Annotated in this window: 16 protein-coding genes and 6 pseudogenes; 11 read left to right on the top strand and 11 right to left on the bottom strand. The window is 52.8% G+C overall.

The features are described 5' to 3' along the window. The first annotated feature begins 102 nt into the window (after window positions 1-102). Window positions 103-1,491, top strand: coding sequence for an MBL fold metallo-hydrolase (locus P0204_RS12365; protein WP_276179634.1), 1,389 nt, complete (start codon window positions 103-105; stop codon window positions 1,489-1,491). Between the two features lie 15 nt (window positions 1,492-1,506). Here the strand turns inward: P0204_RS12365 and P0204_RS12360 are convergent, their stop codons facing one another. Continuing rightward, on the bottom strand, window positions 1,507-2,391 hold the full coding sequence (locus tag P0204_RS12360) for a glycosyltransferase family 2 protein (RefSeq protein WP_276179633.1): 885 nt from the start codon (window positions 2,389-2,391) through the stop codon (window positions 1,507-1,509). A gap of 55 nt (window positions 2,392-2,446) precedes the next feature. Next, window positions 2,447-4,030 carry a capsular polysaccharide export protein, LipB/KpsS family gene (locus tag P0204_RS12355; protein WP_276179631.1) on the bottom strand — a complete coding sequence of 528 codons (1,584 nt, stop codon included), beginning with the start codon at window positions 4,028-4,030 and terminating at the stop codon, window positions 2,447-2,449. Window positions 4,031-4,214: 184 nt separating this feature from the next. Between P0204_RS12355 and P0204_RS12350 the strand changes: the two genes are divergently transcribed. Then, window positions 4,215-5,144 carry an NAD-dependent epimerase/dehydratase family protein gene (locus tag P0204_RS12350; RefSeq protein ID WP_276179629.1) on the top strand — a complete coding sequence of 310 codons (930 nt, stop codon included), beginning with the start codon at window positions 4,215-4,217 and terminating at the stop codon, window positions 5,142-5,144. Window positions 5,145-5,190: 46 nt separating this feature from the next. Here P0204_RS12350 and P0204_RS12345 read toward each other — a convergent pair whose 3' ends face one another. Beyond that, a complete protein-coding gene (locus P0204_RS12345) occupies window positions 5,191-6,357 on the bottom strand; it encodes a glycosyltransferase family 61 protein (protein WP_276179627.1) in 1,167 nt (388 codons plus the stop codon). Window positions 6,358-6,690: 333 nt separating this feature from the next. Here P0204_RS12345 and P0204_RS12340 point away from each other — a divergent pair, with 333 nt between their 5' ends. Continuing rightward, complete coding sequence (locus tag P0204_RS12340) at window positions 6,691-7,965, top strand: IS4 family transposase (RefSeq protein ID WP_276179625.1); 1,275 nt, start codon at window positions 6,691-6,693, stop codon at window positions 7,963-7,965. A gap of 66 nt (window positions 7,966-8,031) precedes the next feature. Here P0204_RS12340 and P0204_RS12335 read toward each other — a convergent pair. After that, a pseudogene (locus P0204_RS12335) lies at window positions 8,032-9,315 on the bottom strand (IS4 family transposase). A 171-nt stretch (window positions 9,316-9,486) separates the two neighbouring features. Between P0204_RS12335 and P0204_RS21085 the strand changes: the two are divergent. Beyond that, window positions 9,487-9,687, top strand: a pseudogene (locus P0204_RS21085) (class I SAM-dependent methyltransferase); the annotation flags it as partial. Between the two features lie 51 nt (window positions 9,688-9,738). Beyond that, a complete protein-coding gene (locus P0204_RS12330) occupies window positions 9,739-10,725 on the top strand; it encodes a class I SAM-dependent methyltransferase (RefSeq protein WP_276179623.1) in 987 nt (328 codons plus the stop codon). Between the two features lie 187 nt (window positions 10,726-10,912). Here P0204_RS12330 and P0204_RS12325 read toward each other — a convergent pair whose 3' ends face one another. The 3 genes and pseudogenes from P0204_RS12325 to P0204_RS12315 form a co-directional block, all read right to left on the bottom strand. Next, window positions 10,913-11,986, bottom strand: coding sequence for a glucose-1-phosphate thymidylyltransferase (locus P0204_RS12325; protein ID WP_276179620.1), 1,074 nt, complete (start codon window positions 11,984-11,986; stop codon window positions 10,913-10,915). 542 nt (window positions 11,987-12,528) lie between these two features. After that, window positions 12,529-13,279 (bottom strand): annotated as a pseudogene (locus tag P0204_RS12320) (IS1595 family transposase); the annotation flags it as partial. Between the two features lie 249 nt (window positions 13,280-13,528). Continuing rightward, complete coding sequence (locus tag P0204_RS12315; protein ID WP_276179618.1) at window positions 13,529-14,449, bottom strand: SDR family oxidoreductase; 921 nt, start codon at window positions 14,447-14,449, stop codon at window positions 13,529-13,531. 108 nt (window positions 14,450-14,557) lie between these two features. Between P0204_RS12315 and P0204_RS12310 the strand changes: the two are divergent. Then, window positions 14,558-14,665: pseudogene (locus P0204_RS12310) on the top strand (IS630 family transposase); the annotation flags it as partial. 316 nt (window positions 14,666-14,981) lie between these two features. After that, window positions 14,982-15,590 (top strand): annotated as a pseudogene (locus P0204_RS12305) (transposase); the annotation flags it as partial. 17 nt (window positions 15,591-15,607) lie between these two features. Here the strand turns inward: P0204_RS12305 and P0204_RS12300 are convergent. Continuing rightward, window positions 15,608-15,766, bottom strand: a pseudogene (locus P0204_RS12300) (transposase-like zinc-binding domain-containing protein); the annotation flags it as partial. A 326-nt stretch (window positions 15,767-16,092) separates the two neighbouring features. Between P0204_RS12300 and P0204_RS12295 the strand changes: the two are divergent. Next, the gene (locus P0204_RS12295; RefSeq protein WP_276179616.1) at window positions 16,093-17,514 is read left to right on the top strand and encodes a sulfatase-like hydrolase/transferase; all 1,422 of its coding nucleotides are present in this window, start codon (window positions 16,093-16,095) and stop codon (window positions 17,512-17,514) included. Between the two features lie 286 nt (window positions 17,515-17,800). Next, entirely contained in the window at window positions 17,801-18,532 is a 732-nt protein-coding gene (locus P0204_RS12290; RefSeq protein ID WP_276179614.1) for an alkaline phosphatase family protein, read from the top strand. A gap of 19 nt (window positions 18,533-18,551) precedes the next feature. Here P0204_RS12290 and P0204_RS12285 read toward each other — a convergent pair whose 3' ends face one another. Both P0204_RS12285 and P0204_RS12280 read right to left on the bottom strand, forming a co-directional pair. After that, complete coding sequence (locus P0204_RS12285) at window positions 18,552-19,223, bottom strand: class I SAM-dependent methyltransferase (RefSeq protein ID WP_276179612.1); 672 nt, start codon at window positions 19,221-19,223, stop codon at window positions 18,552-18,554. A gap of 65 nt (window positions 19,224-19,288) precedes the next feature. Further along, entirely contained in the window at window positions 19,289-20,443 is a 1,155-nt protein-coding gene (locus tag P0204_RS12280; protein WP_276179610.1) for a DegT/DnrJ/EryC1/StrS family aminotransferase, read from the bottom strand. 157 nt (window positions 20,444-20,600) lie between these two features. Here P0204_RS12280 and P0204_RS12275 point away from each other — a divergent pair, with 157 nt between their 5' ends. Further along, the gene (locus P0204_RS12275) at window positions 20,601-21,332 is read left to right on the top strand and encodes a class I SAM-dependent methyltransferase (protein ID WP_276179608.1); all 732 of its coding nucleotides are present in this window, start codon (window positions 20,601-20,603) and stop codon (window positions 21,330-21,332) included. 50 nt (window positions 21,333-21,382) lie between these two features. Here the strand turns inward: P0204_RS12275 and P0204_RS12270 are convergent, their stop codons facing one another. Then, window positions 21,383-22,441: a GNAT family N-acetyltransferase gene (locus tag P0204_RS12270; protein WP_276179606.1), complete on the bottom strand. Its 1,059-nt coding sequence runs from the start codon at window positions 22,439-22,441 to the stop codon at window positions 21,383-21,385. Window positions 22,442-22,561: 120 nt separating this feature from the next. Between P0204_RS12270 and P0204_RS12265 the strand changes: the two genes are divergently transcribed. Continuing rightward, window positions 22,562-23,296, top strand: a complete 735-nt coding sequence (locus tag P0204_RS12265) for a glycosyltransferase family protein (RefSeq protein ID WP_276179604.1) — start codon at window positions 22,562-22,564, stop codon at window positions 23,294-23,296. Window positions 23,297-23,304 lie beyond the last annotated feature (8 nt).

The raw sequence follows: 23,304 nt of genomic DNA, 5'->3' as shown, positions 1-23,304 counted from the left end.
CGTCAACTCCCTCGGCCACTCCTCGGAACGAGGCTGTAACATCGAATATTAAACGCTATCGTATTCGATGGTTTTATACCTTTTCAAAGATGTGTCAAAATTGTGGAATTAAAATTCGTCCGGTCGGCTGCAGTTGTTGTCCGGAACAAAGGGACTGAAGTTCTGTGTGACCCGTGGATTCTCGATGGGGCTTACTATGGGTCGTGGGCCCATCACCCATCAGACGACATCAGCATCGAGGATTACACTGATGTCGACTACATATACGTAAGCCATATCCACCCGGACCACATTCATCGGCAGACGTTCGACAGACTCAGCACGGACGTACCAGTGTTGATCCACGACTTCCAGTTTGACTATCTAAAAGAGAACGTGCAGAGCATGGGATTCGACGCGGTCGAACTCCCACACGACGAACGAGTGCAGTTGGACGGTGACCTTCATATCAATATATTTGCCGCCGACAATTGCAACCCTGAGAACTGCGGTCGATGGTTTGGATGTGATTGGCTCGACGATTCGAGCGATGGATACGGTGGGTCACACATCGACACGATGTGCGTATTCGACAACGGCGAAACAACACTTGTCAATGTCAACGACTGCCCGTTTGAGCTATCCAAGCCCGCCGCGAGAATTGTCAAACAGCGATACCAAAACATCAACCATCTTCTAGTCGGCTACGCCGGTGCAGGGCCGTATCCCCAATGTTTTGCAAACCTCACTCGGACAGAGAAGCGGCGAGAGGCCCTAGCAAAGCGACAGCAATTCTACAAGCAAGGGGAACAGTTCGTCGACCTATTCGAGCCCGACACATACACGCCGTTTGCAGGAACGTACCTTCTCCAAGGACAACTTCACGAACTGAACGAGTACGGCGGGGTGCAAAGCCTCGTAGAGATGAACGAGTTCAGAGGGGTTCCTTCGCCGGCTGAGGCGGCTAAATATTTTAAACAAACTGCAGAAATCGACTCAGAGAGCCACAAATGTGTCCCGCTACAGCCCGGAAACGTCTTCCAAATCGAGGACCGACGCCGTCTAAACCAGTTTGCACCACCAACGAAAGCAGAACTCGAACACTACATCAGAACCGAACTGGCGGACCAAAGACTCGCATACGAGAGCGACGACTTCCCTGCAGTCGAAGCGTTGAAGACGAAGATACCAGACGCGTACGAAAAGATGGAAGAGATGCGGCGGCAGATCGGATTCAAGAGTGAAAAAGACGTGCTAATTCGGCTCTCGGATCAAGAGTGTGCGAAAATTAGCATGCGTGGCGATGGATACGAGTACTGTGAGCGATCGAACGCAAGAGAGCCACCATATGTCGAACTACGCGTTGATCCTCGTCTGCTATTGCGGTTGTTGAAAGGGCCGAAGTACGCACACTGGAACAACGCATCCGTCGGATCACACATCGCGTACCAACGGGACCCAAATGTGTACGAACGTGGGCTCTCGTATTGCCTGAATTTCTTCCACACCTAACGGCTAGTACACTGCTCACTTGACGACGTACTTGAGACCCTCGAACAAGAGGTGGCCGAGTCCTCCAGTCCTGTACTTCATCCGAGCCTTATCGAGCAGCGAGAACGGCGGCTTGCGTCCGTAGACCGGGTCGTGTGTATCCACCCACGTCGTCTTGTTCGAGACGAATCCGTCGAGGTTCCACTTGTCCAGAAAGTACCGCTCTGCCTCGTCGTACTTGTCGGCGTCGAAGCGGTGTGCCTCGTAAGTCTGAGTTCCGCCGGGGTGGTGTGGAAACTGAACCTCGGGACAGAGACCGAATCGCCAGTCGGTCTCTCGATAGTGTCCGAAGTAGAAGTCGATGTGTTCTCGCCCGATGACGTACTCGGGGTCCCACGCGTACGCCTCAAGACACTCTCGGCGGAACAGTGCCGCGTTCGCGACGAAGTCGAACTCCACGAACGGTGCTCCCGCGACCGACTCGATTCGCTTGCGTTCTCTGATGTCCTTGACCACCGTGTTCGACTCGACGAACAAATCCGAACACGGCGTGTAGAACCGGTCGTTCTCGAGAAACATTCCACAGATGCCCCCGACCGATGGCCGCTGGGCTATCTGCTCTCGTAACAGGTCGACGTTGTGTGGGACTTCCATATCGCTATCGACGAGCAGGAAGTACTCCTCGTCGAATGCCTCGACGATTCTGTTGCGTCCGGCCCCCAGACCTGCATCGAACGGGAGGTCGAAAACGGTGAGGGGAAACTCGTACTCGCGATGGTAAACCTCGCATTTCCTGTCGGTCATCTCACCGTCGTCGGCCACGTAGACGTGGGAGATAGTGTCGTGGTCGACCGACGCAAGGAGCGTCTCCAATTTCTCGATCCGCTTGAAGACAGTGACGCCCAGGGCAATCTCACCCATTAGTTCCCACTCGGAGTCGGGTCTGATAATCGACGCGGTTCGAGTCGGTTTGACGTCACGATTGAAACGTCTCGTGTGTCTTGGTGTAAAAATAAGACGTATTGTCGATGATGGCGGTACAGAGTTCGTCCAACACGTCGTTTCCTTCGGGTTTGAGTTGGTCGATGGAATGCAGGTCACGGAGGTGCCACTCGCCCTGGCGAGGTTCCTGCGTGACAAACGGGAAGTCGATTGGTCGCTCGAAGACGAAGTTGTAGAGATACCGGCACAACAGCGATTGCATCTCGTCGGTTACAGTCAGCGACTCACGCCCGGATTCGAGGTACTCGACGTATCGTTCCGTCGTCTCCGGGTCGTAGGTGAATCCGCGATGAGCGTAGTGGCCGTTGCTCGCCGTGATCACCGGGACTCCGAGATAAGTCGCCTCCATCCCCACTGTCGACCGGAAAACGAGGACCACGTCACTGGCTCGAATCAAGGTATAGGGGTTGACGTCGGTATCTGCCGGAAGGACGCGAACGTTGTCGGGAAGCGTGTCGAAACGGCTGTCGATGATTTCGCTCATGCTCTCGTTCGTCCCGTAGAGTTTCTCCCCAGGGTGGACCTTGACGACGAGTTCGCGCTCGGGAAACTCCCGAAAGGCCCGGATAGTCTCCGTGACCCACTCGTACTGGTCGCTGAACGGATGTGACCGCCCGGCTATCGCCGCGTCCCACGGCAGATGGGTGTACATCGAGTACAGTTCGGTGTCCGCGTCCGTCTCGATGGATTCGTCGGGATTCGAAAACCGTAGATGCCGATCGGTTTCCATTTTTTCGGTCATGTACGCGTCGACCTGTTCGACCTGCTCGGAAGAGAGCGGATCCGATTTGAGCCACTCCCACGCGTCGCCGGAGAGGTACTGAAGGCGTGGTCCGTCCATACGACCGACGAGAAACTCGTTGCCGCTGGTCCCGTTTGCCGGGTCGGAGAACGCGGTGATCGGGATATCGTTTCGACTGGCATATTCGATGGCGGCCCCGCGGGGCGCGTACACGGACCCGGTCGAGACCACGTAGTCGAAGTCGTACTCGGCGTCGAGTGCTTCGACTGCGTTCCACGCCTCGCTGGCTGTGTCGGTGAATCGAGACAACAGGTCCATCTGAGCGTCGTCGTCGGAGTCGAGCTGTGCGGTTTGAAGTTGATAAATCGTCGTCGCCCGTGCGTATTTTTCCAGTCCAGTCCGGACATCGGGAGAGACATCCCCCTCGTAATCGAATTCGTCGAGAAACACTACGGGTAGATTCATCGCCGACGTGAGCGCTTCGCTCTCTTTGACGCAGGTGACACACTTGTCCTCGTAATCGGTCAGGTTTCCCTTGCATGCCTCGAAATGCCCGTCTCCGAACACGAACACGGACCCGACGCCGCGGTAGTTGAGAGCGTGAGCCAGCAACCCGAATAGAATCGTCCGGTACCGGTGAGAGTGAAATATCGGGAAGAGCGCGACCTCGTCGGCTTCCCGGGCGTCGATCCGGTCGAACTCGGTATTCGACAGCCACTCCCGGATGTCCGTCGGAAGTGCTGGCGTGAACTGATAGTACAACTCCGCACCCCGCTTGTCGATTCCGAGGGATCGAATTAGGTTTCTCTTATTCATAGTCCGTTCTCCGTCAACCACCACTCATATACTCTGACAGGGTTGAACATACTGTGTATCATCCGTCGGAACAAATCTGAGCATTCGGGCCCTCCCTGTTACCAGTATTATTCCACTATCTAAATGCCTTGCTCACCATCCTACTAGACCAACAATATATTATCCCTCTTACCATGGATTCAATATGGCAGTTCTAGTAACTGGAGGACTAGGCTATCTTGGCTCACGACTGGTGCGCGAACTTGCGGATCATCCGGTATTTTCGAACCAGGAAATCAGGATACTGGACAATTTCCGACAGCCCCGTTTCAACACGCTGTGGAATCTTCCGTCCTATGCCGAGTACAGTTTTATTCAGGCCGATATTAGGAATAGGGAAGCCGTCGAAGCTGCTATCAAAGACGTCGACACTGTCTTTCACCTAGCGGCTGTTACGAACGCACCGGAATCATTCGACATCCCTGAAAAGACTCGTGAGGTGAACTACGAGAGCGCGGTAACTCTTTTCCAGATAGCACGACAGGCAGATGTTGAACAATTTGTAAATGTGTCGACGTGTTCTGTCTACGGGACAACCGAGCACGAAATTACGGAAGACTTCGATTGTGAGCCAGAGTCACCCTACGGAGAAGCGAAGTTACATGCTGAAAAGGAAATGCTCAGCAAAGATGATGGAACTATGGGACTAACTGCGTTGCGACTTGGAACAGTCTATGGGTGGACAACGGGAATGCGGTTCGACACTGTCGTCGACAAGTTTGCACTGCTGGCAGCAACAGGCCAGCCACTCACCGTCTATGAGGGTGCAGAAGAACAGAAACGCCCGTATTTACACGTAGGAGATGCTGTTAATTCGATGCTGTTCGCCGCGACGGAACTCGGAGACGGCCGACCGTACAACGTTGTGGGACAAAACGCCGAGCTTCAAGACGTGATCGACGCGATCGAACGCCACTTCCCCGAAGTAGAGATCGGATACACCGAAGCAGAACAACTCAATCAACTGTCTTATATTGTCAGCGATAAACGGATTTCGGAGGCCGGGTTCGACACGACGTATACGCTTGATCAGGGTGTAGCCGAACTGGCAGACAAATTCCGCGGTCTGTTATAGCTCTTCGCCTCCAGAACCGGGTCACGTTACGAAACTCACGCCAAAATTAACGCGACCGAATTATCTTCTTTAGACGGTCGATATCCACATTGATATACCCGTTTTTCTCCGTACACCTGACATAATCGTATTGGATTTTGCCGAGTGATTCGAAGTACTGGCCCCACGGATGAATCTTCTCTCCAAAAATAGTCACAACGTTAGCATTTTCGGCGAACATGAGGTTAGCCATCGCGGCACCAAGGGGTATCACGATCTCGTCCGCGCCAGCAAAAAGTGCTGCCTGTTCTGGTATCGTATACTCAGCTGGGAAGATTCGCTCAAATCCAAACTGGCTGAGTAGTGAAATGAGCTCTGATTCATTTCTGATTTGGCGTTCGTTCGAGAACTCAGGTTTATCACTCACATCGTTCCGTGATACGTATATTTTCCTTGGAGTTCTAACATTAGTATTAATTCCAAGTGCTCTTTTTTTTACCCAGTTTAGCCCTTCATTAGATTGTATCTTAACATCTGGGGCGTGGTCAACATCCGCTAGGATTTCCCGAATTGTGTGGCGTCTAGCCGGATATAGGATGTCGTGGTTGAGGATAGTTTGTCCGTTCCAGCGCGAAATCTTGCTTGGCTCGATTCCTACCATTATCAACGACTCAACTATCCAGTCGGGTGCATCCCCATTGAGAAGAACACGAACCGACCGATCGGTTTGCTCTTGATACTTGAGAATACCCTCAGCGCGGGGGAGAAATTCAGTCATCCAGTGGCCGTACCCACTCCCTTTCATGACGAGCGGACAGATGATGTCTTCCGAGTATCTCGAAGTTCCAGTGGACCCAATTTCTAACTCGTACAGCGTAGAGAGTGTTCCTAGCCAGTCTTGACAGAGACGCTCTAAGTAGTCACGCTGCCATTTAGCTTCTCTGTCTGATGTGATTGGAATCTGACCATGGACTGACACTGGCGTGCTTACGTATTTGTGGGTGGAGGAACCAAGAAGCGTCCCATTCGGAATAACCAGACAGAACGGACGTCCGATGTCAAACGTCTTCCCCTCATATTTGAGGAGAGGACCAGGGTGATCTATTCCCTCCAGAGAGTCGATAGTTAACGAACTCTTAGAACCGTAGTAGAATGTTTGGTAGCCAGCACCTGAATCTTCAGCGACTGGAAAAGAATATCGATTGAAAAGCTGTCTCCCAACAGGTTGATACAATTGTCTCCGGAAAATGTCGGTCGCCCGTGAGACAGTTTTTTTTAGACCGTTTCTTTGTATTGAGCTCGTACCTCTTCGTATGTATTGAAACAATAGCCACTCAGTTTGTTCATTAGACATTTTGATACTCACATACGTTTATTTTTCGAACTGACTGTCTGTTTCGGAATTTCTACCGGTTATTAAATCTTTCGTCAGACCGCCATGACTTGCTCAAACATCAGTCTTTAGTTAGTCGAGGAACCGCGTGACAGCAGCGTCTTATCGAGGGTTCTTTTCGAGAGGAATGAGGAGGTAACGGCTGTGCACACCAAAACCTCCTCATCGAGAATCATGCGTCGGCTCACTACACTGTTTCCCTCCGAATTCCTCGAAGAGCACGCCGAGGAACTCGGCGTGGTCGAACGTAACCGTGATCTGCAGGTTCCTGTCCTCGTGTGGGCGCTCGTGTTCGGCTTCGCCGCCGGCGAGAGCCGAACACTCGCTGGGTTCAGACGCAGCTACAACGCCACAGCCGACGAGCCACTCTCGCCCGATGGCTCCTACCATCGACTAACACCGACACTCGCAGAGTATCTCCGCGACCTCGTCGAGGCCGCGCTCGACGAGGTCGCTGTTCCCGACACTGTCGATGTTGATATCGACCGCTTCAGGGACGTGATGATCGCTGATGGAACCGTGTTGCGGTTGCACGAGTTTCTGTCTGAGGAGTACGAAGCTCGCCACGAGGAGCAGGCTGGAGCACGGCTCCACCTGCTCCACAACGCCACCGACCAGACAATTGAACGGATCGACGTAACTGACGAGAAAACGCATGACAGCACACTGTTCAAGACAGGATCGTGGCTGCACGGACGGCTGGTTCTGTTCGATCGCGCGTACTTCAAGTACCGCCGCTTCACGCTGATCGACGAGAACGACGGCTACTTCGTGAGTCGGCTGAAACAGAACGCGAATCCGGTGATAACGGCGGAATTACGGGAATGGCGCGGGCGCGCCATTCCCTTAGAGGGGGAGCAGATCCACGATGTGGTCGGTGACCTCTCGCGGAAATACGTTGATGTAGAAGTCGAAGCGGAGTTCAAGCGCGGGCAGTACGAGGGAACGCGGTCGCTGGATACGAAGCGGTTCCGCGTCGTCGGCGTCCGCGACGAGGACGCCGACGACTACCACCTGTACATCACGAATCTGCCTCGAGAAGAGTTCTTGCCGGCGGATCTAGCAACGTTGTATCGGTGTCGGTGGGAGGTAGAAACATTGTTCCGTGAGCTGAAGACGCAGTACGAACTGGACGAATGCGACACAAGCAACCCGGCTGTCGTGGAAATTCTGTTGTACACAGCGTTGCTGTCACTGCTGGTGAGCCGTGAGCTGTTGGACCTGGTCACTGAACAGGCTGACGATGAGATCGTGTTTCCGCCAGAACGCTGGGCGGCGACCTCCCGGTCGCACGCCCAGCTTGTCCTCCACGAACTCGGTGAGTATCTCGGCTACTCGCCACCGCCGCTGTTGGAGCGGCTGATCGAAGATGCACAGAAGATCCACCAGCAACGACCGATCTTACAAGAGACGCTCGCTACCGCGACGCAACCGAGGTGTGAGGGCTAACTAAAGACCAATGACCGCGGAGCATCGTATTCGGTTAAGCTCAGAAACCGCTGCATAGCTCTGCAGTCACCTCCCCAAGCAGCGTAGCCGAGATGGAGCTGGTTGCTGTGCCTCACGATACAAGAATTCGGCTAGATTTGGCCGGAGATACCCGTAGCTGGCTGCGATTTAGAGGAGTACAAGCTGGGCGACGACCTTCCGGTCGGTCGCCCAGCGTTCTGCTGGAAACGTCACACCATCTTGGCATTCACTGGCCTGGTTGATGAACACCCGCAGAAGGGCTCTGCTGACCACCAGTGTCAGCAGAGCCGCCAACACCTGTATTCGAACGATATGCTCTTTCTCAGACTGGAATGCCCCTAGTTCGTACCGAGACCTCAACTCACGAAACAGCAATTCAACGGACCACCGAGCACGGTACAACGCTTTCACTGCACCTAATCTGAACTCTTCACTAGGCGGATTCGTAATGTACAGGCGGTAGCCGTCGTCGGCGTCCTCGTCGCGGACGCCGACGACTCGAAACTCCTTGGGCGTCACCGATTGGTTCCCATCGTAGGGCCGCCGCTCGACGGATACTTCGACTGTAACATTGATTTCCTCCCGGTCAAGCCTGTCAACAACGTCGAATACTCGCTTTCCGACCAACGGAATGGCGTGGCCGCGCCATTCCTTCAGTTCCTCGGTAATTAGCGGATTAGCGCTTCGCTTGAGACGGCTCACGAAGAAGCCGTCATTTTCATCAATCAGCGCGAACCGTCGATATTTGAAAAAGCCCAAATCAAGCAGAAACAGCCGTCCACCCATCCATGCGCCGGTTTTGAACAGCGTACTCTTGTGGGTACGCTCGTCGGTGATCTCGGCCGAGATCACCGACTGCTCGGTCACGTGATGAACAAGATTGAGTTGGAGACCAGAGACGCCCTCGTGGGTTGCTGGAAACGCCGACAGGAACCGATGTAATCGGACGATAGTAGCGTCAACTGCGACAACATCACGGAATCGCTCGAAGGCTGGTGAGAGATGGTGTGGGACGGCGACCTCCTCGACAGCGTGTTCGAGGAGGTCGCCAAGAAGATCGGCAACGTCCTCGGTAAACCGGTCGTAGAAGATCGATGGACAGAGTCCGTGCCCAGTGACGATGTTATAGGATCGACGGTATGCAGCGATGGAGCGTGCTTCGCCGCCAGAGGCGAAGCCCGCGATGAGCGTCCAGACGAACATCGTAACGTCAAGTGTTCGATGCCGTTCGACGACCTCGCGCTCGCGGGCGAGGTCGTCGATAAGCTCTGCTGGAAACAGGGAAGTCAACCGCCGTCGTACAACATCTGGGGAGAAATCTGGTTTCACAACTTCTCCCCATGCGGTCTACAGCAATAACCACATCAACAGAGCGCTGTCACTCGGTTTCGTGTCTTAACCGAATGCGGATGGACCGCGGAGGTAGGATTTGCCGAATGTGAATAGTTGTCTAATCATCACGATGGCTTTATTTATCAGCCACCGCTAAAACGGAAAGCCATGTCTGGTGACGCGTATTCAACTAGAGATACCTGTCGCATCTGCTCCGAAAGTTCACTGTACGATTTTTTACATCTCGGTGATATTCCTCCAGTAAATTCATTTGCTGATTCACCAGATGAAGATATCGAGACATATCCACTTGTCACCACATTTTGTCAGAACTGTAACCACGTCCAACTACGACACACCGTCGATAGAACAAAATTATTCGAAGAATATTCATATTTTTCGTCAGCCTCCACACCGTTGGTGGAACATTTCACGGACTATGCATCAGTTGTAGCGGATAGATTCCTTGGTTCGGATGATCTAGTCGTTGAGATTGGATGCAACGATGGACTTCTACTCCGTCAATTCGATGACGATATTCGGACAATCGGTATCGAACCAGCAAAGAATGTCGCGGAAGTGGCCGAAACGGAACACGGTCTAAACATCCGAAATTCGTTCTTCAGTGCTGACGTAGCCTTGGATATCGTCGACTCACACGGGACGGCAGCAGCAGTTCTGGCAAACAATGTTGTCGGCCATCTTGACGACTTGCACGACCTTATGCTTGGGATAAAAACCCTGATTGGTGATAATGGGATATTCATCATGGAAGTTCCGTATCTTGTTGATCTCATCCATGATGTCACATTCGACACGATCTACCACGAACACCTCTCGTACTTTGCTGTCCGACCACTCCAACAGTTGGCTAACCAATTCGATATGGAAGTCTTTGACGTTGACCGGATCGATACGCAAGGTGGTTCGATCCGCCTATATCTTCAGCCTGAAACCGGCCCGTACCCAAAATGTAGGTATGTTGATGACCTCATGATTCTTGAACGAGCAATGGGCCTCAATGATTCAGACACCTTCGATGCGTTTGCAAATAATGTTGAATTTTTCCGGGTTCAATTACGATCAATTTTGACGGATATACGTGATATTGGGGGAAAAATAGTGGGATATGGTGCTCCTGCGAAAGGCAATGTTTTGTTAAATTACTGTAATTTGGGAGGGGAAATGATTGAATTTCTCGTTGACACGACACCGGCCAAACAGCAAAGATTCGCACCCGGGACAGGAATTCCGGTGCATCCTCCAGAAAGGTTCAATGAAGAACTTCCCGATTATGCTTTGCTCTTGGCATGGAATTACGCCGACACGATACTGAAAAATGAGCACGAGTTTCGGGGGCAAGGCGGTCGGTTCATCATCCCACAGCCGTCAGTTGATCTGGTGTAGCGTTATTAGTCTTATATTTCGTATTTTTCTCTGTTCTCTACCAGTTCGGTACGTTCTTCCTCAGATAGGTCATTGAACCGAAGAATCTCGTAGCAATCATACCGGGGACACTTCATCACACGGTGCTCCTCCAAGACATTTCCCGCGACGATCGTCTCACATACCGGGCAGGATAGTGTTACTATATTCATATTCCGAGTTGTGAACCCTTACCAACTACTAATCGGTTCCCATCTGGGAGTTTTTCCTCTCGACTCTCGATCACTGTCCGCCGTCCGATAATGCTGTCAACAATATTTTCGTTTGTCTCTATTTCCGATTCGCCGATTACAACGCTGTTCTCTATGTGGCTGTTCTTCACCATAGTATCCGGTCCGATGGACGTGTATGGTCCGATGTACGTGCCGTCTTTGATAAGCGAGCCCTGGTCGATCGATACCGGGCCTCTGACGACTGCACCGCTCTCAATTGTTGCACCCTTTTTAACTTCGACTATCCCAGAAACAGTTGCATGCTTCCCGATTGAGCCATCAAGACACGATTCGATCTGATCAAGGAGGAATCTGTTTGCTTCTAAAATATCCTCTGGCTTTCCAGTATCTTTCCACCAGCCTTCGACTATGTGAGGATCGATACTATGGCCGGTCTGCAATAACCAGTGGATGGCATCTGTTATCTCTAATTCGCCGCGATCCGATGGACTGATTGCCTTTATTGCCCCAAATATATCTGGTGAAAATACGAACGTTCCAATCAACGCAAGATTCGTCGGAGGGTTTTCTGGCTTTTCTACAAAAGATACCACCTCTCCGTTTTTATCAAGTTCGACAATACCGAATCGGCTCGGGTTATCTACCTCCTGAACCGCGACGGTCGCAGCATATGATCCCCTTTGAAACCGTTCTACGAGAGCATTGATACCAAATTTTGTTATATTGTCTCCTAGATAGACAACAAAATCATCGTCTCCCACAAAATCTCGTGCACAACCGACTGCGTGAGCGAGACCGAGAGGATTTCCTTGAACGATATATGTGATTGATACTCCGAGTTTTGATCCGTCGGCTATATGTTTTTGAATTTCCTCGCGGCCGACGTTACCCAGAACGATACCAATATCAGTTATACCGGCGTCCTTGAGATCCTCGATCGCGTATTCAAGGACAGGCTTGTTTGCAACTGGAATAAGTTGTTTAGGGCCTGTGTGAGTAATGGGCCGGAGTCGAGTTCCGCGCCCGCCCGAGAGAATCACACCCTTCATAATGACCGTATTAGTGGTACCTGCTCATATAGTCACTGTTTGAACAGCCCGTTGTACGGTTTCGATATTCGGTACTTCCTAAAATCATAGGGTTCAGTAGATGTATTCATAGATTCTCGGTGAGTTCAGCAGGCGATAGCTCTCAACTGTGACGGCGAAATCCGTTGGTTCAGCACATCGCTTCACTGCAGAAACAAGGTGGCGGTCACCAGCGAAGTTCACTGATTCAGCGACTTGCCAAGACGCTCTTGGGTAAGCGATTGTTGGTGACGTCATAGCGCAGTTTCAAGGATGGTCTTGAGCGCTTCGTCGCCGGGTCTGCGGCGGACTTACTTCCGTAGCTGGAGCGCTCTGAGGTAGGGTGTGAGCTTGTCTTTGGAGACGCCTTGATGGGGCGGGAGCCACCGTCGCGTGAGTGGTATGCGCAAGGACTGAATACAGTGCTGAGACGAGTGAGAGCCCCAGTGAAAGCATAGGGTTGTTTTCACCTGGAGCCAATGGCTGTAGCGCACTTCGCTGAATATTCAATAGTTCCAGTGATCACTCCAGCGACGCGTGGCTCTCGCAGGTGTTGACGTGGACGTCTCCAGCAGCGTATTCACCATCGCCGTGGACGACGTATTGCCGGTCGAAGGCGTCGTCGCCGTCGAGGGGGGTTCGTACGCTCGAAAGCCGTCAATATAGACGGTCAGCGACTCCTGCTGACGGTCGTCAAGCAGGAGTCGAATCGTCGATTCCTCGGCGGCTTTCGCCGGGTGAACGTACGTCTCTCCACTCCCGCGGTCAGCGAGGATGAACACCGGCGGCTTGTCTTCGTGATACGTTCTACGGCCGCACGTGGACAGGCCGCGCGAGCGCGACGGGCGGTCGCGCTCGCGGCCCTTCTTCCCGGCGGAAACATACAGCTCGTCGATCTCGACTGGGCCTTCGAGCGGTGGCCGAGGCGCGTCCAGCGCCCGCAGGAAGCGCTGGACGTGCCGGTAGACCGTCTTGTAGGTGACAGCGAGTTCAGCGTCCAGTTGTCTGATACTGACGTTCAGTCGGATATAGGTGTAGACGGCAAGATACCACTTCCTGAGCGGTATCGCCGAGTACTCGAAGACAGTGCCCGTCTTGTCGTTGAATGTGCGGCCGCAATCCTCACACAGATACCGTTGAAAACACTCGATAGCTGCCGTACCGAATCACAGATTCGCCACAGCAGCGCGGGCAATAGACGCCGTCACGCCAGAGAATCTGTGCCAGCAGATTCGCGGCCCGACGCTCCGAGACGGACACATTGATTGGCATCATCGTTCGTCGGGTGGCGCGGCTGCGCCACCCTTGCCCGCTGTGACTTCTAGCTACTGCTGAGAACTGACTAACAATCCTCTACAGAAGAGCGTGCCAAGATGTCGATTGGGATGGATCGAAGCTACGTCTTGCAAGACTGGACTTGGCTGGACGCACATCACACACCCTGCAGTCCCGCTGTGAGATTTTCTATGACACGTTTTTAGTAATTCACCGCAATCTGAAAATGGGTATGGTTTCAGACAGTGTCTATCGGTGCATATGCCCCTCGGTAGAGAGATTCTTGATCTGACGGCGGGATGCGAGCACAGAGAGCGCTTCCGAGATTGATCGAAACTCTACATTCAGAGAGCCCTTGATCCGTTCGTTGCTGAGGTTGACAGCAGGACGATCGGCAGGGAGGCCCGCTCCTTCCGAGTGTCCGCGTCGAATGAGGTCCGGATCATATCCAAGAGCGTTCGCTATCTGACGTGCCCATTCATATCGGGAGACAAACTCTGAACCGACAATATGGTACGTCCCTGTGGATCCCGTCCTAATCACCGTCATGACAGCATCGGTAAGATCGTCCATGAACACCGGAGTATTGTACCAGTCGGTGAACACGGGAAACGGGTTTTCCGCTAAGAGGTGGGTATAGGTCCACGATACGAATGTTCCGGTATGCCATTCCATTGGCCAGCAATACGGTTGATCGATTCTGATAACTGTCGAATCAACCGTCGTATCTCGGACGATGTCTTCACAAGCAACCTTCTGTTCGCCATACGTGGTTTTCGGACTTCGCGTATCGTCTTCGGTGTAGCTGTCCTCAGAACCATCAAATACCATACTCGTGGAGACGAACACTAGTGGGATTCCCTGTACCTCACAAGCGTCTGCAATATATGTAGTCCCGTCAACATTGATTTCATGCGATTGGTCCGGATAGCGCTCACACTGATCTGCATCAGATATCCCTGCAGTGTGAAAAACAATATCTGGATCTATATCCTTGATAACGGAGGCTGTCTCTTCGGCATTTCGGATATCTACCGTGTAGACTGGTACGCCCTTGTGTTCGACGGCATTCGTATGAACCGTATAGGCGACATCGAGTCCCTCTGCAACGCACGACTCAACGAAGAACCAGCCGACAAGACCTGATCCACCTATAACGAGTATCTTCATACTCGGTTATTAGTACAGGGATAACAAAAGGGGGGGGGGACTCTGGTGAATCGTTAGATGGTGTCGGTTTCGGCTGCTAATGCAATACGGATTCGCGTAGAAGGTGATAGATTCCAGAATGCTCTCAGCAATCGATTTTTCGACTCACTCGACGAGCTAACGACAGCGATCGATACAGCTCTTTGCCAGGTTTCTCTACCAGAAATAAGCAACTAGTTCTAATCACTACAACCATCCGTGTTCGGTTAGGCGGAGAAACCGACAGGCAGCGCTCTGGTGACGAAGCTATCGTTGTAGACCGCGTGGGGAGAGAATGTGTTCAAGCAACCCTCCCCGGATCTCATACGACGGCGGTTGACTTCCCTGTTTCCAGCCGAGCTAATCGAAGACATCGCGCGGAGTGGTATGCGCAAGAACTGAATACAGCGCTGAGACGAGTGAGAGCCCCAGTGAAAGCATAGAGTTGTTTTCACCTGGAGCCAATGGCTGTAGCGCATTTCGCTGAATATTCAATAGTTCCAGTGATCACTCGCGCGCCATTTCCTTGCCGGAGCGTCGTCTTCGGGACATTCTGGGAGATCTGACTCGGGAGATCATCCACGTAACCGTGGAGATCGAGTTCAAACGGCGGGCATACGCTGGGAAGCAGTCAATCGATTCGATGGAGTTTCGCGTCGTCGGTGTCCTCGTTGCGGACACCGACGACTACCTTCTGTACGTGACGAATCTGCCCGATGAGTTCACTCCGAGGCAGGTCGCGGCGCTGTACGGGTTGCGGTGGGAAGTGGAGTTGCTGTTTCGGGAACTGAAGTCGCTGTATGGGCTGGAGAAGTTCTAGACGAGTGATCCAGCGATCGTTCACCTGTTGGTGGTGGCGGCTCTGCTGACGTTGACGGTCAGCAGAGCCTTGCTCGGCGTGTTTCAAGAGCAGTTTCCAGAGACGGTGTTCCCGCTTGAGCGCTGGGCGAAGACCTTCCGGTCCCTCGCCCAGCTCATTCTCGAAGATCTAGCCCAGTCGTTCGGCCATCCACCGCCGAATCTGTCGGAACTGATGTTTCGTGACACCCGCCAACCAGAGAAATCGCGGCTCTTACTCAGCGAACGAGTAGCTGAGGCCTTCATGAGGCGATCCAGTGCTTAACCGAACACCAATGGTCTGCAATCCTTACACAGATACCGTTGGTACGCTCGATAGCTGCCGTTCCTAACCGGCTGGTCAGAACAACAGCGGGGGTAGTAGACTGCATCACGCCAGCGGACCTGTTGCAGCAGGTCCGCGGCAGCCGATTCCGACACAAATCGGTCTACCGGGAAAATATCTGGTCCTCTGGCGCGGTTTAGTTATGCCCTTCGGCTTTCACTGGCAGTTCTGGCCGTCAACAGTCTCCGTCACAAGACCGTATCGCGAATCACCCGAGAAGTGAGTTTCTCCCGTGCGATCTCGCAACAACCGACCGGTGTCGCTGGGAGAGTGGGGTGCTCTTTCGTGAGCTGAAGACACGGTATGAACTGATTATCGTTTGGATCACTATCATCTAACGGGAAGATGATCCAGATCGTGAGAAGCTCACGCAATGAGATTGGTTCTACGAGACGATATGGAGCAAAAAAACATATACTCAGTCAGCTTGTAAATTGATAAGATGAGAAATGTCATTCTCGTCTGTCTAGACGCCGTCCGAAAGGATTATTTTGAGGAATTCGCACCTCTGGTGAATAAACGCGCGGATACTGTCTACCACCAGGCTCGAGCCGCCAGCTGCTGGACAGTACCGAGCCATGGGAGTATGTTCACAGCGACTCTCCCACACGAACACGGGGTACACACCCATCCACCACAATTCTCGAAAATCAACCGTACTGAGACTTTTCTTGATAATTTCAGTAAACATACACGAATCGGTGTCAGTCCGAACGCCTATTTGAGTAGCACGTATGATTTTGATTCGCTATTCGACGAGTTCTTCGAAGTATCAACTAACGATTTTCAATTCGACGATGCTCTGTCGCCGGCCGATCTCAATCTCGCCGAAACAGGCACTTTCGGTTATATTACTGCAGCATTACGTGATGCTAATCCGGTTCGCAGTCTAGCGAATGGTATTCTTACGAAACTATCAATCTACGATCATTTATTTGTTGATCGTCCATGGCGGCAGATCAGAGACGCAGGGACGAAGACGACGCTCTCGGTCGCGCAAGACTATCTTGATACCCACGAATCATTGGATGAGCCAGTGTTTATGTATCTGAACTTGATGGAGGCCCACTCACCGACAGTCCAGCGGGGGTACGATACTAGCCTCTACTCGGTTCCACCATCTCGCCCTGGTGCCGAAGAAACTCCTGAATCAGGCAACTATGGGATTAGCCATAATACCGGAGAGTACAGACAGTTCTTACAGAATCAGCGTGAGCTGTATCGCGCCGCAATTGATTATCTCGACCGACATCTCACCGCCTGGATAGACGAAGTCCAGTCAGCGACCGACAATGAGACGACTATCGTCGTGACAGCTGATCATGGCGAGAATCTCGGGTTTGAGGAAGATAATGATATTATCGGACACATAACCAGTCTCACCGAAGGTGTACTCCACGTACCGCTCGTCATTGTCAATCCCCCCGACGGATACCCCAAAGAGGTCAGTACCTTGACGAGTAACATTGAAATTGGTTCGTTGATCACGGCACTTGCCAAGGACGAGCGGTACTGTTTCAGTGATGATCCAGTAGTTGCTGAAGTGATTGGGCGAGCGGGTTCAATACCTATTTCAGAGAACCTCACATACTGGGATCGCCTAATCCGATGTATTTATCATGACAACGAAAAAATTGTCTGGGACAGCATCGGGACAGTAAAACGGTATAATTTTAGCCCGACCGATGCGTGTAATCAGACGTTCGTTGAAACCGACGAGACGTTTCCCGATGCAGAAGAACACCGTTTTCAGACGAGTATTCTGGAAGCAAAACGGATGGCGGTAAAACAGGAACTTGAAAACACTACCGACAGTATCAAAGAGTTATCTAAACAACAACTTCGAAATTTAGGATATCTGTAATTTTGTGGCAGAATACTCATCTGTAAGCTCTCGTTCAGACGCGATGATTTTCTCGTAGCTGAAAAGTGACTCGAACCCTTCGCGGTCCATCACAATTCACACCAAAATTAACGCGGCTCACTCGACATCTGAGCAGTGCTCCGTGCCGTGGCGCCAACCTTTTTACCAACGCAGATTAGTTGCATACATAGATGTCGGTGATCGATCCGAAATATCATTTTCTTGCGTAAAAAGGAGTCTTGCAGTTCCTCACGAAAGCCTGGAGCGCGACAAACCTGACACCACGGTGGGTCCCAGAAACTTAGGACGGCGACTACGACCTGACGTACATTTCGGCCACATCCCACGTGTCCGAGTTCAGTGTGAACAGCGAAACACCAACTTCAGGCCACGCGAACACTTCGAGGAGATCGTTCACGTCTGGGAAACAGATTTCAACGACCAACTGTTCACCGTTCGTCCAGAAGCGGTCAACGAACACGTCTACGACTACTTACAGACGAGCGATACGACGAGGTCGGTCGTCCATTACCTCCAACCACACGAACCCTATATCGGTGAGACGCCGATCGAGACCTGGAAACCCAAGCGCGATGAACGGGAGCTAGACGATATTGAGGGGGCAGTCGCTCCAAAAACGCGGACCGAGCACAGTAAGTCGCTTCCGCACTATCATGTACCGGATCAGATCGCGAACGGCGAACCCACTGTTGACGAACTCCGACAGGCATACAAAGAAAATTTCCGACTAGTCCTCGAGCAGGTCACTGACCTCATCAAGTATCTAGATTGCACGGTCCTGCTGACTGCCGATCACGGCGAGCATCTCGGCGAAGACGGACGGTTCGGCCATCCCAACATCACACATCCGACACTGCGAGAACTCCCGTGGTTCGTCGTCGACGATTCGATGGTAGGGACGGCAGATGTCTCCTCGCTAACCGAGGATCAGACAGCGCCAGCCGAGAGTGATTCGACCGACGTCGAGCGACACATGCAACAATTCGGCTACTTGTAACAGGGACACCGACCCCTGCTCACTCTGTGACCGGTGTTCCGACGAACGTCCACTGAGCGCGTTGCTCCTGTTGAGGAATCTTGAGTTGTTCAGTGGTATGAGTCAAATGTAGTGGCTCGAACGCGTCGAAGGTCTCTTGCAGATGGTCCTCGTCGAAGAAGTGAATTTTACCCATGCCCTCGAACCGCCCGTCCTCGAATCCACGTCGCGTGTACTCGTCGGGACCGTTCCCGTCCGAGTCGTAGTTCAGGTCGTCCGTGGCGTAGAGATCGATACAGATGAGATGGCCATCGGATCGAAGGCGATCGGTGACCATCGAGAGACACTGTTCGATCCGTTCGGTCGAGTTCGCGGTGAGTGAGGCCCTGTCGAGTACCAGATCGAACGGGCCATCGAACGGGATCGACTCGGTGAAATCGGCAACAGCGATCTGGTCAGCGTACCTCGGAAACCGATTCCGGGCGATTCGAGCAGCGTGGTCACTTCCCTCGACGGCGTAGTAGTCGGCGTCGTGTGTCTGGAAAAATGGGATGTTAGTCCCCGGTCCACAACCAAGTTCGAGCACCCGCAACTCCCCGAGAGAGCAGTATTCGTTGACGAGCGCGACGACGTCCGTCCACGGCCACTTCCCGTAGGAGTGTGCCATTTCCCAGAGAGAGTCCCATTCCTCGGAAAATCCGTCACTGGCCATACGACGAGGTCTGCACCAATCCGATTAACCCTGTCGGCTCCGCGGACTAGCCGGGCGAGTGGCCGTCATGTTCCATACTCCTGAACGACCGAGACGACACGGGCGACCTCCTCGTCCGTAAGGCTCGGGTGATTCGGGAGTCCGATCATATTGCCGGCGACCTGTTCGACCGTCTCTAGCTCCAAGTCGTACGCGTGGTCGCGTGGATTCTCGCTCCAGGGAAAGTCGCTGTTGAAGCCGCGATGTTCCTGGAAGACCGGCTGTTTGTAGAGTGGTTCGGTGTATCGGTGGCGAGTCTCGACACCGCGCTCGTCAAGGTCACGCCAGACATCTTTTCCGGTCTTCCCGATGGCGTCGGTGTCGATTTCGAACGGTGCCCAGAAGTAGGCGTGTTCAACGTAAGGACGGACTGTTGCGGGAGTCAACCACTCTACATCCGCGAGTTCGTCGAACAGCCGTTCGGAGATTGCTCGCCGACGCTGATTGAAGCCGGAGAGACGGTCTATCTGTTCGGTCCCGATTGCCCCATTGAGTTCGCTCATTCGATAGTTATAGCCCAAATCGATGTGGTTATCCCGGGTCTCCATCCCGTGGCTACGAAGGAGACGAATTCGCTCGGCGAGATCAGTGTCGTCAGTCGTCACGATCCCCCCTTCGCCAGTGGTGATGTTCTTCGTCGCATAGAATGAGAAACAGCCGACATCACCGATACTACCCACGACCGAACCCCTGTATCGAGCGCCGTGTGCCTGTGCAGCGTCCTCGACAACAGCGAGATCGTGCTTCCTGGCGAACGAGACAATTTCATCCATCTCCGCAGGATGGCCATATAGATGCACCGGGAGGATGGCTTCAGTTCGGTCGGAGAGACACCGTTCCAGATCGGTGTGATCCAGGGTATACGTTTCGGCGTCGATATCGGCGAAGACAGGGACCCCTGCCTGATGGACGACGGCAGTCGCTGTCGACCCGAACGTGAGACTGGGGACGATCACCTCGTCCCCAGGTTGTAGACCCAGCGCGTTCAGCGCTAGCTGGATCGCCGTCGTGCCGTTGGTCACGGCGACCGCGTGGTCGACGCCGACGAAATCCGCCCACTTGTCTTCGAACGCCTTGACGTACGGCCCCTGTAGAAACCGTCCGCTGTCGAGAACGTGGTCAACGTTCTCGCGTTCTTCCTCGCCAATAATCGGTTCGGCGACAGTTACCCGTTCGTCCATGCACATCCATTATGAAACGGGGACAATGAAGCCACTGGAAATACACGTATTAACAGTTTGAACGGCAATCAATTTCCCTCCGACGGACAGTCGTCGACAGGTCTCGTTTGAGAATTCGGACAGTTATTTACATTATTCTCCCGGCACTAGACGGTTTATGGGAAATGAAGGCCATGTCTCCTTTTGGAAATCTCACTTCGATCAGCAGGTAGAACAATATACTGCTGAGCATGAGATACTGGACTTCTCGAACGAAAAGACGATGAAGCAGATCCATGACATCACCGTGAACATAGCCCAGTCGTGTCTCGAAGATGGAGATACAGTCGTCGACGTGGGCTGTGGGACAGGCAGAACTCTCGCTTTGCTCGTCGAAACATCTGATTTCTCCACCCTCCGAATTATTGCAGTGGATATCTCGGCAGGCTTGCTCCAGCAGGCACAGGACGCCCTCGAACGGGTCGTCCCAGAGACGACTGCGACGCGAGTTCTCCAATCAAGCATACTGTCACTTGGGATCAGGGATGAAGGTGCATCTGTGTTGATCTGTACCGAGGTATTACAATACGCGAATCCTCGCGAGGGGCTCAAACAACTGGTTGATGCGACGCAAGCGCACGGGACAGTCGTGTTTTCGCTCCCAAACGTCCACAACGAGACCATCCAGCGAGTCGTCGAGCGCAACAGTGGACGGTATAATTCGGACGATATTGGGAGCATCATCCGCGACCTGGAACAGTGCACTTCCATCGCTTCGTGCACACTGTTCCCGCTAGAATTTCAGGACGAGGGGTCCGAGCAACCATATTTCGACCCAATCCCACTCTCACTTGATGAGTATACACCCGATTCAGGACCGAACCGATACATCGTCAAACTTGAATTGTAGTTCGTCTCGCCGAACACAATGAGAGCGACAACGCACGGGGCGGTCTGGACTCAGTTGCTCAAATCCCGGCGGTATGCTGGAAAATAATTCGAATCTGTGTCGATACCCTGTTGCCTGGCTCGAGCAGAAAGATGGTCATACACCTCCTGATTGTGTGTTCTACGGCTGATATGGAACTCACCCCGGTCAGGGGAGAACGCTTTTTTGAATTTGAATACACCAGGTCTCCCACCCTGGAAATCGAACCGTGTTACACCTCGGTCACGCATCTCCATCATCGTCTCGTAACAAAGCAAATTGTTCACTCGCATATCCCAGTATTTGGGATCGGACGCACGCAGATAATCATGAGCGACACCGTCTTCGTAGACCACAATCGATCCGCCAATAACTTCACCCTCGTATAGCGCAATCATATATTCAGAGAGCTCAAGCTCGCGCAATTGGTCAAAAAATCTATCTGAGAACTCATAATGCTTCGAGGCACCTCTCGCTTCCATCGCCTCACGATAGATACGATAGAGTGATTCGTAGTGAAAAGTCTCTGTCGCGGGCATGATCTGTATTGGAGCCTCCTGTGCTTGACGGATCGCATTCCGATTTCGCTTTTCGAATTCGTCCCACAGCGTCTTGGTCGACTTGGTCAGGTCGACATAGACCGTTTGGCGATTACAAACTGACGAGAGGTCGTCGAACACCTCGTGATTACACAGATTTGGGTCGAACCGAACGAATTCACTGACGATGTTTTCTCGGTCACAATAGTCGGAAAACGAGTCTACAAATTCCTCAACCAGAGATTCACAGTTGTTCGACGAGAGGAGCGGGCCGCCATAGTACCACGAAGACACGATATCAGAGAAGTTGGACAAATCGTACTCGTCTGAGGTGACAGAAGCATAGGCTAACGACCGACGAAAGTATGGATAGTACACGTAATCATCACCGTCCTCTAGCACAAACAGTTCGATCTGTTCATCGGGGGATTCAAAATTCCCGGCGAGAAGGTCAAGATATGCTGGATTGTGATACGCTCCACCACTGGAAAGCGAATCATAATATTTGTACCATTCCTGAATAGAAGCACCCGAGAGTACACGGCTACGCATATAGAGAGTACGCCCCTCCCAACAAATATAAGCCTAGTCCTCCACTAACAAGACGGAAGAATAGAACTGCACCCGCAAGCGTCAGCATAGCTTTCGCAACTGGTTCTAACTATTATTCCAATGGACGTTCTCGCAATCATCCAGGCACGAATGGGATCGTCCCGTCTCCCGGGAAAGATGATGCTCCCATTGGCAGGGACGCCCGTCATCGAACGCGTCATAGCGCGGACGAAAGCGGCCGAGCGAGTCGACGAGGTGATCGTCGCCACGTCAGATCAGCCTGCAGACGACATCCTCGAACGATACGCCCAACGTGCGGGTGTCGACGTGTTCCGCGGGTCAGAAACGGACGTACTGGAGCGGCTCTACCGCGCCACCGAGACCGTCGAACCGGACACTATCGTCCGGATGTGCGGCGACCGGCCGCTCATCCCGCCCGAGGTGACCGACGGTGTGGTCGAATCACTCGAACGGGAGGCCGTCGACTACGTGTCAAACTCGATGCCGCGCACGTTCCCGCTGGGATGGGGATGTGAGGCATTCACACGAGAGAGCTTCAAACGGGTGCGAGCCAATGCCGAGACGACCTACCATCGCGAGCACGTCACACCGTACTACAGAGAGTTCCCCGAAGAGTTCGACCTGGAAAACGTTACGTCAACCGACGTATTCGACGACGAAAGTCTCCAGAACCGTGTCGAGCGACGGTTGACGCTCGACCACGCCGACGACTACGAACTCATCCGCGAAGTGTACGACCACTGCTCGGCGGGGAAAATTATCCCATCGGCGACGATTATGAACTGTGTCGATCAGCAGGAACTCTACCGCCTCAACGAGCATCTCGTCGAGTGACTCGGCGC

Source organism: Haloarcula halophila, from assembly GCF_029278565.1.
GTDB lineage: Archaea > Halobacteriota > Halobacteria > Halobacteriales > Haloarculaceae > Haloarcula > Haloarcula halophila.
The sequence above is the reverse complement of the archived record's forward strand: the minus strand, read 5'-3'. Positions and strand labels throughout refer to the sequence as shown.

Excerpts from the sequence above, each read along its gene's own strand:
- P0204_RS12270 (WP_276179606.1), bottom strand. The coding sequence starts at position 22,441 with ATGCGTAGCCGTGTACTCTCGGGTGCTTCTATTCAGGAATGGTACAAA.
- P0204_RS12315 (WP_276179618.1), bottom strand. The coding sequence starts at position 14,449 with ATGAAGATACTCGTTATAGGTGGATCAGGTCTTGTCGGCTGGTTCTTC.
- P0204_RS12280 (WP_276179610.1), bottom strand. The coding sequence starts at position 20,443 with ATGGACGAACGGGTAACTGTCGCCGAACCGATTATTGGCGAGGAAGAA.
- P0204_RS12355 (WP_276179631.1), bottom strand. The coding sequence starts at position 4,030 with ATGAATAAGAGAAACCTAATTCGATCCCTCGGAATCGACAAGCGGGGT.
- P0204_RS12340 (WP_276179625.1), top strand. The coding sequence starts at position 6,691 with ATGCGTCGGCTCACTACACTGTTTCCCTCCGAATTCCTCGAAGAGCAC.
- P0204_RS12295 (WP_276179616.1), top strand. The coding sequence starts at position 16,093 with ATGAGAAATGTCATTCTCGTCTGTCTAGACGCCGTCCGAAAGGATTAT.
- P0204_RS12325 (WP_276179620.1), bottom strand. The coding sequence starts at position 11,986 with ATGAAGGGTGTGATTCTCTCGGGCGGGCGCGGAACTCGACTCCGGCCC.
- P0204_RS12275 (WP_276179608.1), top strand. The coding sequence starts at position 20,601 with ATGGGAAATGAAGGCCATGTCTCCTTTTGGAAATCTCACTTCGATCAG.
- P0204_RS12360 (WP_276179633.1), bottom strand. The coding sequence starts at position 2,391 with ATGGGTGAGATTGCCCTGGGCGTCACTGTCTTCAAGCGGATCGAGAAA.
- P0204_RS12285 (WP_276179612.1), bottom strand. The coding sequence starts at position 19,223 with ATGGCCAGTGACGGATTTTCCGAGGAATGGGACTCTCTCTGGGAAATG.
- P0204_RS12265 (WP_276179604.1), top strand. The coding sequence starts at position 22,562 with ATGGACGTTCTCGCAATCATCCAGGCACGAATGGGATCGTCCCGTCTC.
- P0204_RS12350 (WP_276179629.1), top strand. The coding sequence starts at position 4,215 with ATGGCAGTTCTAGTAACTGGAGGACTAGGCTATCTTGGCTCACGACTG.